14 protein-coding genes are annotated in these 14,953 nt (G+C 56.6%); 6 read left to right on the forward strand and 8 right to left on the reverse strand.

Annotated elements, in window-relative coordinates; all coding sequences use genetic code 11:
• Both CAP48_RS03320 and CAP48_RS03325 read left to right on the forward strand, forming a co-directional pair.
• Positions 1 to 1,239, forward strand: coding sequence for a CaiB/BaiF CoA-transferase family protein (locus CAP48_RS03320; RefSeq protein WP_100694562.1), 1,239 nt, complete (start codon positions 1 to 3; stop codon positions 1,237 to 1,239).
• Positions 1,240 to 1,280: 41 nt separating this feature from the next.
• Positions 1,281 to 2,447 (forward strand): acyl-CoA dehydrogenase family protein, encoded by a 1,167-nt coding sequence (locus CAP48_RS03325; RefSeq protein ID WP_100694563.1) that lies wholly within the window; start codon positions 1,281 to 1,283, stop codon positions 2,445 to 2,447.
• Between the two features lie 73 nt (positions 2,448 to 2,520).
• On the opposite strand, the gene CAP48_RS03330 is transcribed toward CAP48_RS03325, so the two are convergent.
• Positions 2,521 to 3,285 (reverse strand): IclR family transcriptional regulator, encoded by a 765-nt coding sequence (locus CAP48_RS03330; RefSeq protein WP_100694564.1) that lies wholly within the window; start codon positions 3,283 to 3,285, stop codon positions 2,521 to 2,523.
• 184 nt (positions 3,286 to 3,469) lie between these two features.
• Here CAP48_RS03330 and CAP48_RS03335 point away from each other — a divergent pair, with 184 nt between their 5' ends.
• The 3 genes from CAP48_RS03335 (at position 3,470) to CAP48_RS03345 (ending at position 7,191) form a co-directional block, all read left to right on the forward strand.
• Positions 3,470 to 5,968, forward strand: a complete 2,499-nt coding sequence (locus CAP48_RS03335) for a penicillin acylase family protein (protein WP_192871270.1) — start codon at positions 3,470 to 3,472, stop codon at positions 5,966 to 5,968.
• A 188-nt stretch (positions 5,969 to 6,156) separates the two neighbouring features.
• Positions 6,157 to 6,921 (forward strand): metallophosphoesterase, encoded by a 765-nt coding sequence (locus tag CAP48_RS03340; protein ID WP_100694565.1) that lies wholly within the window; start codon positions 6,157 to 6,159, stop codon positions 6,919 to 6,921.
• Positions 6,922 to 6,978: 57 nt separating this feature from the next.
• Entirely contained in the window at positions 6,979 to 7,191 is a 213-nt protein-coding gene (locus tag CAP48_RS03345; RefSeq protein ID WP_100694566.1) for a cation transporter, read from the forward strand.
• A 131-nt stretch (positions 7,192 to 7,322) separates the two neighbouring features.
• Here CAP48_RS03345 and CAP48_RS03350 read toward each other — a convergent pair whose 3' ends face one another.
• On the reverse strand, positions 7,323 to 7,634 hold the full coding sequence (locus CAP48_RS03350; RefSeq protein WP_100694567.1) for a glycine zipper 2TM domain-containing protein: 312 nt from the start codon (positions 7,632 to 7,634) through the stop codon (positions 7,323 to 7,325).
• A gap of 248 nt (positions 7,635 to 7,882) precedes the next feature.
• Here CAP48_RS03350 and CAP48_RS03355 point away from each other — a divergent pair, with 248 nt between their 5' ends.
• A complete protein-coding gene (locus CAP48_RS03355; RefSeq protein ID WP_100694568.1) occupies positions 7,883 to 8,593 on the forward strand; it encodes a glutathione S-transferase family protein in 711 nt (236 codons plus the stop codon).
• Positions 8,594 to 8,625: 32 nt separating this feature from the next.
• On the opposite strand, the gene CAP48_RS03360 is transcribed toward CAP48_RS03355, so the two are convergent.
• The 6 genes from CAP48_RS03360 to CAP48_RS03385 all read right to left on the reverse strand — a co-directional run bounded on the left by CAP48_RS03360 (position 8,626) and on the right by CAP48_RS03385 (position 14,810).
• A complete protein-coding gene (locus tag CAP48_RS03360) occupies positions 8,626 to 9,114 on the reverse strand; it encodes a GNAT family N-acetyltransferase (RefSeq protein ID WP_100694569.1) in 489 nt (162 codons plus the stop codon).
• Positions 9,115 to 9,134: 20 nt separating this feature from the next.
• The gene (locus tag CAP48_RS03365; protein ID WP_192871271.1) at positions 9,135 to 10,718 is read right to left on the reverse strand and encodes a peptide ABC transporter substrate-binding protein; all 1,584 of its coding nucleotides are present in this window, start codon (positions 10,716 to 10,718) and stop codon (positions 9,135 to 9,137) included.
• Between the two features lie 120 nt (positions 10,719 to 10,838).
• The gene (locus tag CAP48_RS03370; RefSeq protein WP_100694571.1) at positions 10,839 to 11,918 is read right to left on the reverse strand and encodes an ABC transporter ATP-binding protein; all 1,080 of its coding nucleotides are present in this window, start codon (positions 11,916 to 11,918) and stop codon (positions 10,839 to 10,841) included.
• A complete protein-coding gene (locus CAP48_RS03375; protein WP_100694572.1) occupies positions 11,915 to 12,868 on the reverse strand; it encodes an ABC transporter permease in 954 nt (317 codons plus the stop codon). Before CAP48_RS03375 ends, CAP48_RS03370 begins: the two co-directional genes overlap by 4 nt.
• Positions 12,865 to 13,797, reverse strand: coding sequence for an ABC transporter permease (locus CAP48_RS03380; protein ID WP_100694573.1), 933 nt, complete (start codon positions 13,795 to 13,797; stop codon positions 12,865 to 12,867). Before CAP48_RS03380 ends, CAP48_RS03375 begins: the two co-directional genes overlap by 4 nt.
• On the reverse strand, positions 13,794 to 14,810 hold the full coding sequence (locus CAP48_RS03385) for an ABC transporter ATP-binding protein (protein WP_100694574.1): 1,017 nt from the start codon (positions 14,808 to 14,810) through the stop codon (positions 13,794 to 13,796). Before CAP48_RS03385 ends, CAP48_RS03380 begins: the two co-directional genes overlap by 4 nt.
• Positions 14,811 to 14,953: the final 143 nt, after the last annotated feature.

Consider the following 14,953-nt stretch of genomic DNA (forward strand, 5'->3'; position numbering starts at 1 on the left):
ATGACAGACAGTAATCGAAGCGGCCCGCTGGCCGGGGTAAGGGTCCTGGACCTGACATCGATCATTCTGGGGCCGTTTGCCACTCAGATGATGGCGGACCTAGGGGCAGATGTGATTAAGGTGGAGGCGCCGACCGGCGATACGATACGACAGGTCGGGCCCATGCGCAATGCGGGGATGGGCGCTATTTATCTGCATCTGAACCGCAATAAGCGGTCAGTTGTGCTCGACCTGAAAACAGAGGAAGGCCGGGAAGCATGTCTGCATCTGGTGCGTGAGGTGGATGTGCTGCTCTATAACGTCAGGCCGCAATCCATGGCGCGCATGGGCCTGTCTTACGAGGCGGTCAGCGCGGTCAATCCGAAAATTGTCTATGTGGGCGCCTACGGCTTTGGCAATGACGGCCCCTATGCCGGCAAGCCGGCTTATGATGACTTGATACAGGGCATGACCGGGGTGGCGCGACTGTATGAACGCAATAGCGGACATGAGCCGCGTTACGCGCCACTGACGCTGGCCGATCGCACCATCGGGCTGCAGGCGGCTATCGCCTGCCTGGCAGGCGTCATACACAGCCGGGCAACCGGCCAGGGCCAGTCTATAGAAGTACCCATGTTTGAAGGGATGGCGCAAATGATACTGGGCGATCATCTGGGCCAGCGCACCTTCGATGAGAATGCACCGACAGGCACTATGGGATATTCGCGGCTGCTTGCGGAACATCGCAAACCCTACCAGACGCTGGATGGATATATCAGTGTCCTGATATACAACGACCGGCACTGGCAGCAGTTTCTGGCCGCCATCGATCGCGCCGATCTGATCGCAGACTCCATCTTTTCCACCCACTCGCGACGCGCAGACAATATTGACGAGGTGTACCAGTTTGTGGACAAGCTATTGAAGACGCGAAGCACGACCGATTGGCTGGATCTGTTCAATGCCAACGACATTCCCTGTGCACCGCTGTATGCCATCGAGGATCTTCCCGATGATCCGCATTTGAAGGCGACGGGGCATTTGGTCCGGACCGATCATCCGAGCGAAGGCCAAATTCATACTACTGCGCCACTGGGCCGGTATTCGGCGACACCGCTAAGCGTTTACCGACATGCGCCCGCGCTCGGCGAGCATACCGAAGAACTGCTCCGTGGCCTGCCGATGGACAGTAAGAAAAAACAGGTCGTACTGGATGCGGCAAAGCGTGGCGCAGGCAAACGCAAACGCGCTGCCGATTGACTGCCATCTTATAAACAACACATCCACCCGACGGAGTCAATATGGATTTCTCGCTTTCCCAAGATCAGCAAATGCTTGTTGCTGCCATTGAACAATTATGCAGCGGCTTTGACGACGAATACTGGCTTACCTGCGACCGAACCGGCGACTACCCGGAGGCGTTTTATCAGCGTCTGGCCCAGGCCGGGTGGCTGGGCGTTGCCATGCCGCAAGAGTATGGCGGCGCCGGGCTGGGAATCGCCGAAGCCGCGCTGATGATGAAAGCGATTTCGCGCTCAGGTGCGGGCTTTACGGGCGCCTCGGCGGTTCATATGAATATTTTCGGCCTCAATCCTGTCGTACGCTTCGGCTCGGAGAAACTCAAGCAGCGTGCGCTGCCACCGCTGATTGCAGGCCGGGATAAGGCCTGCTTTGCCGTGACCGAGCCCGATGCGGGCCTGGACACTACCCAGCTGACTACGCGTGCGCAAAAGCATGGTGACCACTATCGGGTATACGGGCGAAAAATCTGGATTTCCACTGCACAGGTCGCCAACAAAATGCTGCTTCTGGCCCGCACAACGCCGAAGGACCAGGTGTCCCGGGCCACTGACGGCTTGAGCCTGTTCTATACCAATCTGGATCGCAGCCAGGTTGAAGTACGCGAAATTGAAAAGCTCGGGCGCAAGGCCGTCGATTCCAATATGCTGTTTTTTGATGGATTGGAAATTGCCGAATGCGATCGCGTGGGGCAAGAGGGCAAGGGTTTCGAATATATCTTGCACGGCCTCAATCCCGAGCGCATCCTGATTGCGGCAGAGGCCGTTGGCCTGGGCCAGGTGGCGCTTGACAAAGCGGTTCAGTATGCGAAGGAGCGTACGGTATTTAATCGCCCGATAGGCCAGAACCAGGGTGTCCAGCATCCGTTGGCACAGTGTTGGATGCAACTGGAGGCGGCCGACCTGATGGTGTCTCGCGCAGCGGCGGCCTATGACGCCAATGAGCCGGCGGGCGCCTACGCCAATACGGCCAAATACCTGGCGGCAGAAGCGGCGTTTACCTCATGCCAGACGGCGATCCAGACTCTGGGCGGAATGGGCTATGCCAAGGAATACCACGTTGAACGCTACTTGCGTGAAAGTTTTATCCCTCGAATTGCGCCAGTCAGCCCACAGCTGATTATGTGTTTTATTGCAGAAAAAGTGCTGGGCCTGCCCAAATCCTACTGACGGTGATGCAGGTCGCCTGGTGTTATGGCATATGCCTGGTGTTGAGTCAAACGCTCGGTGTTGAAGTTAACGATTAATGCTGTTCAATGAAGGTACACATGACACGCAGCTTTTGCGCGTGGTCCTGCAGATTGGCTTCTATCCGGTACAACGGTCCGGCAATGGAGATCGCAAAACTGCCGCCTGAAACCGTCACTGGCCAGGCGATGGCGCCGACATCGACCATGGATTCGCCCAGATTCGTGAACCGGCCGTTTTCACGCCCCACCTTGATATTTGCCAGAAATTTTTCGCGGGTGGTAATGGTTCGATCGTTGCGCCGGGTAAAGCTCATTTTGTCCAGCAATGCCGTTTGCGCCGGCTCGTCCAGTGCAGAAAAAAGCGCCTTGCCCAGCGAGTTGGCATGAATTTCCTTCTGCTCTCCTGCCACGGCCACGTAATGAATCGGATTCTCGGAAGCAAGCACATCCAGGTACACCACGGTGTTCAAAGAGGTGAGTTTGCCCAGTACAACGGTCTCGCCTGTGATTGCACACAGTTCCCGCAAGCTGGGATATAGCCGCTCAAGGACCGGATCGGCTTTGGTGATGCGTTGCGCCATGGCCAGCAAGCGGCCCGTCGGGTAATAGCCCTGGCGGCGCGATGTTTCATACAGATAACCCAGGCTCAATAGCGTGCGCACCAGCGCCAGGCAACTGGAAGCCGGGGCATTGAGTTCGCGGGCCAGTTCCGAGAGCGCCAGCGGTTTTTGTTCGCGGGAGAAAATCTCGATAATTTCGATAACCCTGAGCGCGGTTTTGACGCGATGGTTTTCGGTGCCGGGGGCAGGGATGTTCATGTATTGGGCAAAAAGCAGTGACAGGGCTACAGTTTAACCGATGCCATAATTTCTTACACTGTTTTGTTTGATTGCTGCGGGGACTCATGCCATTCTCTGGACAAACAAGACGGAAGGTGTCAGTCCGCAATTTAGTTAATGTTTAAAATAATTAATTAACACAATTGAAATACAAGGAGAAGATATGAAACGCGCATTCATGGCCGTTGCCGTCGCCGCCGTTTTTACCGGCACGTCGTTCATTCCAGCCAGCGCCCGCACGGCCGACGCGACCGCCGATAGCTTTTCGGTAAGCGGCCTGGAGAAGTCCGGTTCGATTTCGATCGACAAATGGGGGATCCCGCATATTTACGCGCAAACGCTTTACGATGCATTCTTCCTGCAGGGATTCAATGCGGCGCGTGATCGGCTGTTTCAGATTGATTTGTGGCGCAAGCGCGGCCTGGGTGAAATGGCCAAGCATTTCGGTCCCGATTATGTCGAGGGCGACCGGATGGCGCGCGCCGTACTGTTTCGCGGCGATATGTATCGCGAATGGCTGGCTTACGGATCGGATTCGAAGCGCGTGGCCCAGGCTTTTACCGCCGGTATCAATGAATACGTAAAAATGACGAAGGCCAATCCCGAACTGCTGCCCGAAGAGTTCAAGAAACTGGGGTACGAGCCGTCAATGTGGCAACCCGAGGATGTGGTGAGGATACGCCACCATGGCCTGACCCTGAACGCCAAAAACGAGCTGGACCGTGCTGAAGTTTTTTGCAAGGTCAAGGATGATCCGGTCAAAGCAGACTGGCTGCGGCGCGAGTTGAGTCCGACGATTGATCCGAAATTGGTCGACGGTCTGGACCCTTGCGCGATTCCGGTCAAGGAAATCAAAGATGCGTACGATCTGGCTACCGCCACCCCAAAACTGACCAAGTTGCCGCCGGGCGTGGATCCGGGCGAGCCATCTGAGACGCAGCCGGCTGACAATACCGGGAAAACATCGGCGGCTGCAACCAAGGGCCGATTGCCGGTCGCGGCGCTGTATGAGGTGATACCGAATGACAGCGATACAGAAAGAACCCTGGGATCGAACAATTGGGTCATCGGCGGCGAGCGGACAACGACCGGCAGGCCGATACTGGCAAATGACCCGCACCGCTCCCATGGTGCGCCCAGCTTGCGCTATATCAGTCACTTGAATGCCCCGGGACTGTCGGTCATTGGCGCCGGCGAGCCGTTTTTGCCCGGCATTTCGATCGGACATAATGACCAGATTGGTTTTGGCCTGACCCGTTTCTATATGGACCAAGAGGACATGTACCAGTACGAAATCAATCCGGAGAACAAGAATGAGTACAAATACCAGGGGCGCTGGGAGCCCATGGAAACCGTAGAGGAAGAAATTGAAGTCAAGGGCGGGCCTGCGCAGAAAGTGACTTTGCACTTTACCCGTCACGGCCCCGTGTTGTATCAGGATGACGACAGTCATACAGCCTGGGCCTTGCGCGCCGCGTGGCTGGACTCTGGCATGGCGCCGTACTTTGGTTCCATGGATTACATGCGGGCGACCAATTGGGATGAGTTCAAAGCCGCCATGAATCGTTGGGGCGCGCCAGGGGAAAACCAGGTCTTTGCCGATACCGACGGCAATATTGCGTGGATGCCGGGCGGACTGACGGTACAACGTGACTGGGACGGCCTGACCCCGGTTCCCGGAGACGGTCGCTATGAATGGAGCGGTTATCTGGATATGGATCAGTTGCCAAGCCTGCATAACCCGGAAGAAGGCTATATCGTGACTGCCAATGAAAACAATATCCCGCCCGAACATCCAGCATTCAAAAAGGGTGTCGGTTACGAATGGAGCAGCGACTTTCGTGCCAAACGGCTAAAGCGCATCATCGGCGCCAGTGAAAAATCGTCGATTGCCGATTCCGAAGCCTGGCAGAACGACAAAATATCGTTGCCTGCACAGCGGACCGTGACCGTGCTGCAACACGTGAGCACGGATGACGACACCCTTAAGCCTGTCGTTGCCATGCTGCAAAAATGGGATGGCCAGGTGACGGCCGACAGTCCGGAGGCGGCCGTCTTCGAAGTCTGGTTCAGCCGTTATTTACGCAAGGCTGTGGTTGATCGTGCGTTTGATCCGGAAATTGCGAAAATGATCGGCCTGGCCGATCCTGAGCGGGTACTGAACGTTATCGAGAAACCGGAAGGCTGGTTTACTGAAGCTGAACGCAACCAGATCATGCTCGATTCGCTTGGACAGGCCGTTGCCGAGGTCAAGGAAAAACTGGGCGATGATCCGAAAGCATGGAAGTGGGGCTCGCTGCACCAGGCGGTATTCCTGCATCCGATGAATGCACTGCTGTCAGATGAAGAGAAAAAAACCTTCAATGTGAATGCCGGCCCCATCGGGGGATCTGGATATACACCCATGGCAACCAGCTATGGCGAAAAAAGCTATAACCTGACTGCGGGCGCCTCGTTTCGCATGGTGCTCGATGTCGGGCAATGGGATGACTCGCGGGTTATCAACACGCCCGGACAATCGGGCGACCCGCGTCAGCCCGGTTATCGTGACCTGGCGCCTGTCTGGGCCAAGGGTGAGTACATTCCATTGACCTTTACCAAGGAAAAGGTCAAGGAAAATACCGTGAAAGTGCTTAAGTTCGAACCGCAAGCGCAGCAATAAAGCCGTTTAGACCCGAATGCGGCCGCGTCAGCCCAGGCACACGATAAGAACTTAAGGCGGCGGCCGCTGTCCAATCTGCATCTTGCGCAGGACATTTGCGCGTAAAATGAAGCCATCCTGTCTTTGCCCGGAAGCATTGCCTGGCAGAGACAGGGATTTGCTTACGAGTCAGATTCCCAGGTGCGGTCATGAATGCGAAAGCGCGCATTTTCTTTTTTGGCGATACGCATGGCGGTTTTGAGCACTGTCGGGACGTTGTCATGGCGGGAAAGCCTGATGCGGTCATTTTCCTTGGCGACATACAGGCTCATGAGCCGCTGCACGATATTCTTGGCGACATCTGCCGGATGACGGATGTCTGGTGGATCCCAGGCAACCACGATACCGACAGCCCTGCCATCTATCATAATTTATTCAATTCCGAACTGGCCGACCGTAACCTGCATGGCAGGGTGGTGGACATCCATGGGGTGCGCGTCGCCGGCCTGGGTGGTGTGTTTCGCGGCACCATCTGGAATCCGTCCAGACCGTACTGGCGGTTTTATTGTCCTCAGGACTATGAAACGCATAGCTTGCTCAAGGCGGGCCGCAATGGACAGGGCGACCGCCTGCGCCATCGCAGCTCCATCTTCCCCAGCGATTATGAAGCCCTGATGCAGGAGAGGGCCGATATTTTGGTGTTGCATGAAGCGCCTTCCTGCAATCGCTACGGATTTGCCGTTTTGGACCGCCTGGCCGTACGCCTGGGTGCCGCCCGGGTGTTTCATGGGCATCACCATGATTGTTATGATTATTCGGCGCACTTTGCGCGCATGGGGTTTGCCGCGCATGCGGTTGGTTTGCGCGGCGTGCTCGACAGCAATGGCGTGGTCATTCGCGCCGGGGACCTGGATGGCAGCGGTGAAGATCGGGTCGCTGCGCTGCCTGCTTCGCAGGCCAAACCGGTACGATAAGCAGGGCAGTCATCGAAGTGAAACTGTCTTCGATATTATTAACAGGAGGAGAGCATCATGAGTACAAATGTGATCAAGGCCAAGGTCGAGGGCATGACATGCGACAAATGTGCGGCCCATGTGACGCAGGCGCTGGAGTCGGTGCCTGGGGTGGTATCGGCACAGGTCAGCCTGAACGGGGCGTCGGCCGACGTTATTGCCAATGACAGCGTAACTGCGCAGCAACTGGCGGAAACGGTAAAGAGTGCCGGCTACGTGCTGAAGGTCTGAGTGCTGCATGCCGGGCGCCGGGGCTGCAAGGCGCCAGCGCGCACAAAACAGCCGCTACGTTGCTTTTTTTGGCGTGTAGCGGCTTCGTTATGTCATTTGACTGCCGGTTAAAGTATAAGGCCGGCACTCAATTAGCGCCAGCGACGGCGATCATGGCGATGATGGCCACGATCACGACGGCGGTCATCACGATAGTGACGACGGCCACGGTCATAGCGGTTATCACTGTCCTTAAACACCTGGTTGCCGACCAGGCCGCCTAGCGCCGCACCACCCAATGTGGCCAGCGGGCTGCCATCAGATAGGGCATAGCCGGCGCCGCCACCCAGCGCTGCGCCCCCGACCGTACCCATGTCCCGGTTAGGGTGACGGGTAGAGCAACCGGCCAGTACGGCACCCATAAGTGCCACAAGACAGACTTTTTTTATCATTTGCGAGGTCATAGTAAACTCTCCTATGGAATAACTATGGAGCTATCATAATCGCTTTGTTTGTGCCGATGGCAAGTAAATGTATCCAAAAATAGCTGGCAGGCATATTTGGAAATGAACTGAAAGGTTAGAAGTGGGCACTTGGCTTACAATGCAACAAGATGGCCGAAATCACGTGCCCGATAACCGCCGGTTCGGGAAATTATCAAAATTGAAATAGCCCTATAAACAGCTTGTCGCTGTATGCCAAAGGATAGACTATGATCAGGCTTTACGAATTATGCGCCAGCGATCCCGACTTGGTATTTTCGCCTTATTGCTGGCGTATTCGGCTGGCGCTTGCGCACAAGCGACTGGCATTTGACAGCGTGTCTGTCGGCTTCATGGATAAAGACAAAATTGCATTTTCTGGCTCCAGGCTGGTGCCGGTCCTGACCGATGGCGATACGGTCGTGAGCGAAAGCCTGGATATTCTCGAGTACCTGGATAGCACCTATGGGCAAGCGCCACTGGGGCTCGATAGCGAATCTGGCCGGGCGCGGGTGCGGTTCATTTCCGAGCTGATTCTGCGTCATATTACTCCGCAGATTTTCAAGCCTGCGTTAATGGCGATTTATGAAGCGCAACCAGACTGTGCAAAGGGCTATTTCCGTGAAAGCCGGGAACAGCGCTTTGGCTGTACGCTGGAGCAATTACATGGGACGGCTTCGGCGGCCGACGCATCACGCGCACTGGCGGCACTCGAAGCACAATTGAAAAACATACCGTATCTTGACGGTACGCAGCCCGGCGCCACAGATTTTGTCGTGGTTTCGCACCTGATTTTCACCTGGGTATTCGGTTTTCAATACTGGAAAGACGACTCGGCAGTGGGTCAGTGGTTCAACCGATTGCTGGATGCGTATGTCGCGGTGATGGGGCCTGTCAAACGCCAGATCCATCCTGCGGCGAGCCGCTATGCGCCCGCCTGAATCGTTGTTGCCGGATGGCGGCAGACAGCGGGTCAGCTGTTGTCTATCGGACATTGCATCAGCACCGCGGGGCCGTTTTGTGCGCCCAGTGTATAGGGCTCAAAGCCCTGGCCGTTACACAGCGCTTTGCCGGGCGCATTGGCGTCAAGCACTTCAAGGGTGATTTTGCAGCAACCCAGGTTACGGGCCAATTGTTTGACGCGCCCCAGCAATTGCTTGCCCACGCCGTGGCCGCGATACGCTGGTACGACGGCAAAATCATGGATATTCAGCAGCGGCTTGCAGGCGAACGTGGAAAAACCCTCAAAGCACAGGGCAAGACCTATCGGTTCCTGTTTGTCGAAGGCCAGTATCGTGTAGATGTTGCTGCGTTTCTTGAGTGAGGCAATCAGGTTCTTCTGGGTGAAGGCCGATAGCGGCTCGTCGCCGCCCATCGGATCGGATGCATAAGCATTAAGTACGGTCAGCACGGCGCTGGCATGCTCGGGGTTGTCAAGATCCGCCGTAACAACGTCATACATGATATGCCCTCGTTGGTTTTTTATTGGATATCGGCTGTTTTCAGGTCAATATAGCCAACCGGATGCCGCAAGATGCCTGTGACCCCGGTTTTCTGCATGAAGCCCTGATTGTAGAAGAACAAGGGGAAAAGCGGCATGTCAGCAAACAACACTTGCTGGGATTTTTGCAACAATTTCCATCTTCTGGCGGCATCGGCTTCATTTCTTGCCTCCTTGATCAGGGCATCATACTCGGGGCTGGACCAGCCAGTGCGATTCATGCTTGAATCGCTGACGAAACTCTCCAGCGCATTGTATGGATCGGCATAGTCATAGGTAAAAGAACTGCGTGAAAACTGCAACTTGCCGCCGCGCTGCTGAGTATAGAACACCTTGCTTTCAATTCCCTGCAAGCGCACGTCGATGCCCAGGTTCTCCTTGAACATGGCTTGCAGCGCCTGGGCGATTTTGCGATCGTCGGGGTTGTTGATATGGCTTAATGTCACGGGTGGCAAGCTTGTATATTGCTCAGCTTGCATGCCCTTTTCCAGCAATGCCTTGGCTTGTTCCGCGTCGGTCTTGACCAGGCCGTTGCTGGTCTGGTGAAAGTCTTTGCCATCCGGGCCGGTGAATCCGGGACTGACGAAGGCATCGGCAGCCTGGCGGCCCTGCTTGACGACGTAATCGACAATATCCTGACGATTGACGGCCAGCGCGAATGCCCGCCGAATGTCGGCATTCTGAAACGGCGGCATTTTGGTATTGAAACGATAGAAGTACACGCCGGCTTGCGGTACCGTCATGAACTGCTCGTTGTCCTTGACTTTTTCGTACAGGGCTGCCGGCAGCGGTGACGGCGTCGCATCCAGCTCACCGGTGCGGAACATCTGGTAACTGGTGTTCAGGTCGTTGATCATGACCCAGTCCACGGCATCCAGTTTAACGGCATCCTTGTCCCAATAATTTGGATTCTTTTCAAAACGCATGCTGCTGGCATGGTCCCATTGCTTGAGCACGAACGGTCCGTTACTGACATAACTGTCGGCTTCTGTATGCCATTTCGGATTGGCCTGCGCAATCTTCTGATTGACGGGCGCAAAACCCGGATTGGTCAGAATGTTCAGAAACGACAGGCTGGGTGCATTCAACGTTACCTGCAACGTGTGCTCATCCAGGGCCCGGATGCCCAGCGCGTCTGCGCCAGCCTTGCCTGCATTGAAGTCTTGTGCGCCCACAATGTCGTACAGTAAAAAGGCAGCCGGCGATGCGGTCGCCGGCGTCAACAACTGGGTCCAGCCGTAGACGAAATCGCCGGCGGTCACAGGCGAGCCGTCTGACCATTTCGCATTCTGTCGCAGATGAAATGTGTAGGTTTTTCCGTCTTCTGACACATCCCATTTCTCTGCGGTGGCCGGGGCGGCTGTGTGGTTGGCGTCCAGGCGCGTCAGCCCTTCCATCAGGTTATTGAGTGGTTCCCAGGAAATCAGGTTCAGGCCCAGGGCGGGGTTGAGTGACGAGGGCTCTTCCACATTATTGAGACGCAAGACTTTTTCGGCGTAGGACGGGGTTGGCACGGCAGTGCTCAACGCGGCGGCGATTAGTGCCGCAGACAGAACTTTTTTCATGGCATTTTCCAAACAAGCGATTCCTCAAGCGAACCGGATGTATGGAAACATACCCGAAAATGGCGGCGTCGTGGGCGCAAACGCGCTTGTGGAAACAACCGAGTCAGCGCTCGCGCGTGGTCATCGCTGCTTTACGGGCGCCCGGGCGTCATGCAGCCAGCAGTGCACCCAGGCCTGACCGGGCAGAGTGGTTTGTGGCGGCGCGACCTGGCAACAGACCCGCATGGCATGCCCGCAGCGCGCCGCGAAAGCGCAGCCCGCAGGCGGGGCAAACAGGTCGGGTGGTTGGCCGGCAATGGCCTTCAGGCTGGCGGCGGGCATATCCAGGCGCGGGACCGAAGCCAGCAGCGCCCGCGTATAAGGGTGCGCCGGCCGGGCAAACAGCGCATGAACGTTTGCCGTTTCCACACATTGGCCCGCATACATGACCGTGACCCGGTCGGCAATGCCTGCAACGACGCCCAGGTCATGCGTGATCAGGATGATGGCAACGCCTGTGCGCTTCTGGATATCCCTGAACAACGTCAGGATCTGGGCTTGAATCGTGACATCCAGCGCTGTGGTAGGTTCATCGGCGATCAACAAGTCCGGTTCACACATCAAGGCAATGGCGATCACAATACGCTGGCGCATGCCACCGGAAAATTCGTGGGGGAACTGTCTGAGCCGTTCATGCGGGCTGGATATGCCCACCAGTTCAAGCATCTGGATGGCGCGGTCCTGCGCCTGTTTTGCCGTGTATTTCAGATGTCGTCGCACGCCTTCGGTCAGCTGTTCACCGATGGTCAGCGTGGGATTGAGCGCCGTCATCGGATCCTGGAAGATCAGGGCAATGCGCCTGCCCTGAATCTCACGCCATTGCGTCGGTTTCAGCGTCGTCAGCTCGCGCCCGTCAAATGTGATGGAACCCTCGGTAATCTGTGCCGTCCTGGCTGGCAACAAACCCATGATAGCCTGGCTGGTAACGGATTTGCCGCTGCCCGATTCGCCGACAATGGCCAGGGTTTCGCCGCGCGCAACATGCAGGCAAACCTGGCGCAGCGCATGAACATGCCCGCCATAGGTGCGAAAGCGTACCGACAGGTCGCGCACCGTCAGCAGCGGCTGAGAATCGTCGGGCTCAGGCCGGACCGATGTATCGACTGCTGTTCGGACGGCTGTATTGGTTGTGGTATTGGCAAGATCGGCGTGTCGGTTCATTTGCTTTTCCCCAGTCGCGGATCCAGTGCATCCTGCAGACCGTCACCCAGCACGTTGAAGGCGAACATGGTCAGGGAAATAAAAAGGGCTGGGAAAAATAGCTGCCACCAGTCACCCGACAGAATAACGCCTAGCGCATCGTTGGCCATGACGCCCCAACTGGCGTAGGGCGCCTGCACGCCCAGCCCCAGAAAGCTCAGAAACGCTTCGGCGAAAATGGCAGTGGGCACGGTCAGGGTCATCTGGACCAGGATCGGTCCCATTGCGTTGGGCAACAGATGACGACGGATGATATGGCCAGTGCTCGCGCCGAAAGAGCGGGCAGCCGTCACGTATTCCTGATTTTTTAACTGCAAGACCTGGCCGCGCACCAGCCTGGCCATGCTGATCCAGCCGGTGATGGTAAGTGCAATGATAATCGTGAGCAGACTGGGGCCCATGACGACCATCAACAGGATTACCACCAGCAGATAGGGCAGACCATAAAGCACTTCCAGTATGCGCATCATCACAATATCGGTTTTGCCACCCTTGTAACCGCTATAGCCGCCATAGGTAACCCCGATCAGAAAGTCGATCAGCGCCGCCGTAAAGCCCACGAACAGGGAAATGCGCGCGCCATACCAGGTCCGCACGAAAACATCGCGGCCCAGGTCATCGGTCCCGAACCAATGTTGCGACGAGGGGGGCATGTTCTGGCTTTTGAGATCCTGGGCGGTGACTGACCAGGCTGACAGCATGGGAGCCAATACCGCCAAAATCAGCAGCACGATCAGAAATACCAGACCGGCGAGCGCGGCCGGGTTGTTGCGCAGGCGCAGCCACGCATTGAGCCAGTAGGATACGGAGGGCCGCAGTACAGACGCTTGCTCCTGGCGATTGGCGGGAGCCGGTTCGAACATGTCGTCGGTAATTACCGGTAGCGGGTTCGTGCTTGTCTTGCCGTTCATGCCTGCCCCTTGCGGTGTAGCGCAATGCGTGGATCAAGCAGGCCGTAGGCGATGTCCACCAGAAACAGCATGAAGACCAGGATAGCGCTGTAGAAAACCGTGGTGCCCATGATGACCGGATAGTCGCGGGTACTGATGGAGTCGACGAAGTACCTGCCCATGCCAGGGATGGCAAAAATCTTTTCTATCACGAAGGTGCCGGTCAGAATGGAGGCGGCCAGCGTGCCCAGCAGTGTGACGACTGGCAACAGGGCATTGCGCAGCCCATGCCTGAGCACGATACGCCAGGGAGACAGCCCTTTAGCGCGTGCCATTGTCATGTAATCCTGCGTCAGTACATCCAGCATGCTTGAGCGGGTAATACGTGCCAGAATGGCCATCGGCGTTACCGCCAGCGCGATAACGGGCAGCACTTTGTGCCAGGGGGTGCGCCAGGTGGCAGCCGGAAACCATCCCAGCCCCACCGAGAGCTCCTGTATGAGTAAGGTCGCCAGCACGAAGTTGGGGATGGAAATACCAATCACGGCGATGGCCATCACCGTACGATCGACCAGCCGGTTATGACGCAGTGCTGCCACGGTGCCGGCAATAATGCCCGACAGGGTCGCGACCACCAATGCAATCAGGCCCAGTTCAAATGAGACAGGGAAACCGCGAGCCAACAGGGTGTTCACGGAAGTGTCCGGGTTGGAAATGGACGGTCCGTAGTCAAACGTCACGATGGCCTTCAGGTAATGCAGATATTGCACAGGTAGCGGCTGGTCCAGTTTGTAGAAGGTCCGCAAATTGTCCTGCACCGCCGCGCTGGTCTGGCGTTCCTGATCAAACGGCGTACCGGGAATCAGGTGCATCAGTACAAAGGTGAGCGTGGCGATAACAAAAATGGTGCCCAGCATCAGCAGGAACCGCCGCAGAATATACGTTTTCACGATTGTGATCCTTCTGCATCAAGCGCATGGCACGCGGCAAAGTGGCCGCTTGCATATTCGCGCCAGACCGGTCTCTCGTTCTGACAGACGGCCATGGCCCTGGGACAGCGGGACTTGAAGGCACAGCCGACGGTGGGCGCCAACGGGCTGGGCAGCTCGCCATGAAGAATCTGGCCGGTCCGATGCCGCTGCTTTTCCGGGTCGGGCACCGGGATGGCCGACAATAACGCCTGCGTATAGGGATGCAGCGGGTTGTGATAGAGATCCTGGCTGCATGCCAGCTCGGCCATATAGCCCATATACATGACGCCGACGCGATCCGAGACGTATTGCACCATGGAAAGGTCATGGGAAATAAACAGAAACGTGAGTTTGCGCTCTTGTTGCAGTCGTTGCAGCAATTGCACGATTTGCGCCTGTATGGAAACATCCAGAGCAGAGATAGGCTCATCGGCCACAATAAATGCCGGTTCAAGCGCAAGAGCCCGGGCAATGCCGATGCGCTGGCGCTGGCCGCCCGAAAATTCGTGCGGATAACGCCGGGCAAACGACGGGTTCAACCCAACCTCTTCAAGCAGCATGCCGATGCGCTGCGCTTTTTCCTTCGGATTACGATACAGGCCGTGGATCTCCAGCGGCTCGGCAATCAGGTCAAATACGGTGGCGCGGGGATTCAGGCTGGCATACGGGTCCTGGAATATCATCTGCATGTCGCGAAGCGCGTGCCGCCGCGCACGGCCTTTGAGCTGATGGATGTTCTGCCCGCGAAAGGTCACCTGGCCCGCTGTCGGTTCAGAAAGCGCCAGCACGCTGCGTCCGGTTGTGGATTTACCGCAGCCGGATTCGCCCACCAGCCCCAGTGTCTCGCCCTCGTAAATATCAAAGGACACGCCGTTGACCGCATAGACTCGTTGCTGCCTGCCCAGATCGAAATGTTTTTTCAGATGGCGCACCGAAACCAGCACCGGACGGTCGGTGTCAGCACAGGCAGGGTTGGTGGCGGCAGTAGTCATTCGCGAATAAAAGATTGCCGGCACAAGCCGGCATGGTATTGGTAACAGTGTCGATATTATATGCAAAGCGCAAGCGCGCATATTGCAGTTAGCCCTGATGCTATGATGTCAGCGGTGATTTTTGTCGGTTTCAACAATGGTTT

Source organism: Advenella sp. S44 (genome assembly GCF_002810445.1).
Taxonomy (GTDB): domain Bacteria; phylum Pseudomonadota; class Gammaproteobacteria; order Burkholderiales; family Burkholderiaceae_B; genus Advenella.

Excerpts from the sequence above, each read along its gene's own strand:
- CAP48_RS03320 (WP_100694562.1), top strand. The coding sequence starts at position 1 with ATGACAGACAGTAATCGAAGCGGCCCGCTGGCCGGGGTAAGGGTCCTG.
- CAP48_RS03325 (WP_100694563.1), top strand. The coding sequence starts at position 1,281 with ATGGATTTCTCGCTTTCCCAAGATCAGCAAATGCTTGTTGCTGCCATT.
- CAP48_RS03330 (WP_100694564.1), bottom strand. The coding sequence starts at position 3,285 with ATGAACATCCCTGCCCCCGGCACCGAAAACCATCGCGTCAAAACCGCG.
- CAP48_RS03335 (WP_192871270.1), top strand. The coding sequence starts at position 3,470 with ATGAAACGCGCATTCATGGCCGTTGCCGTCGCCGCCGTTTTTACCGGC.
- CAP48_RS03340 (WP_100694565.1), top strand. The coding sequence starts at position 6,157 with ATGAATGCGAAAGCGCGCATTTTCTTTTTTGGCGATACGCATGGCGGT.
- CAP48_RS03345 (WP_100694566.1), top strand. The coding sequence starts at position 6,979 with ATGAGTACAAATGTGATCAAGGCCAAGGTCGAGGGCATGACATGCGAC.
- CAP48_RS03350 (WP_100694567.1), bottom strand. The coding sequence starts at position 7,634 with ATGACCTCGCAAATGATAAAAAAAGTCTGTCTTGTGGCACTTATGGGT.
- CAP48_RS03355 (WP_100694568.1), top strand. The coding sequence starts at position 7,883 with ATGATCAGGCTTTACGAATTATGCGCCAGCGATCCCGACTTGGTATTT.
- CAP48_RS03360 (WP_100694569.1), bottom strand. The coding sequence starts at position 9,114 with ATGTATGACGTTGTTACGGCGGATCTTGACAACCCCGAGCATGCCAGC.
- CAP48_RS03365 (WP_192871271.1), bottom strand. The coding sequence starts at position 10,718 with ATGAAAAAAGTTCTGTCTGCGGCACTAATCGCCGCCGCGTTGAGCACT.
- CAP48_RS03370 (WP_100694571.1), bottom strand. The coding sequence starts at position 11,918 with ATGAACCGACACGCCGATCTTGCCAATACCACAACCAATACAGCCGTC.
- CAP48_RS03375 (WP_100694572.1), bottom strand. The coding sequence starts at position 12,868 with ATGAACGGCAAGACAAGCACGAACCCGCTACCGGTAATTACCGACGAC.
- CAP48_RS03385 (WP_100694574.1), bottom strand. The coding sequence starts at position 14,810 with ATGACTACTGCCGCCACCAACCCTGCCTGTGCTGACACCGACCGTCCG.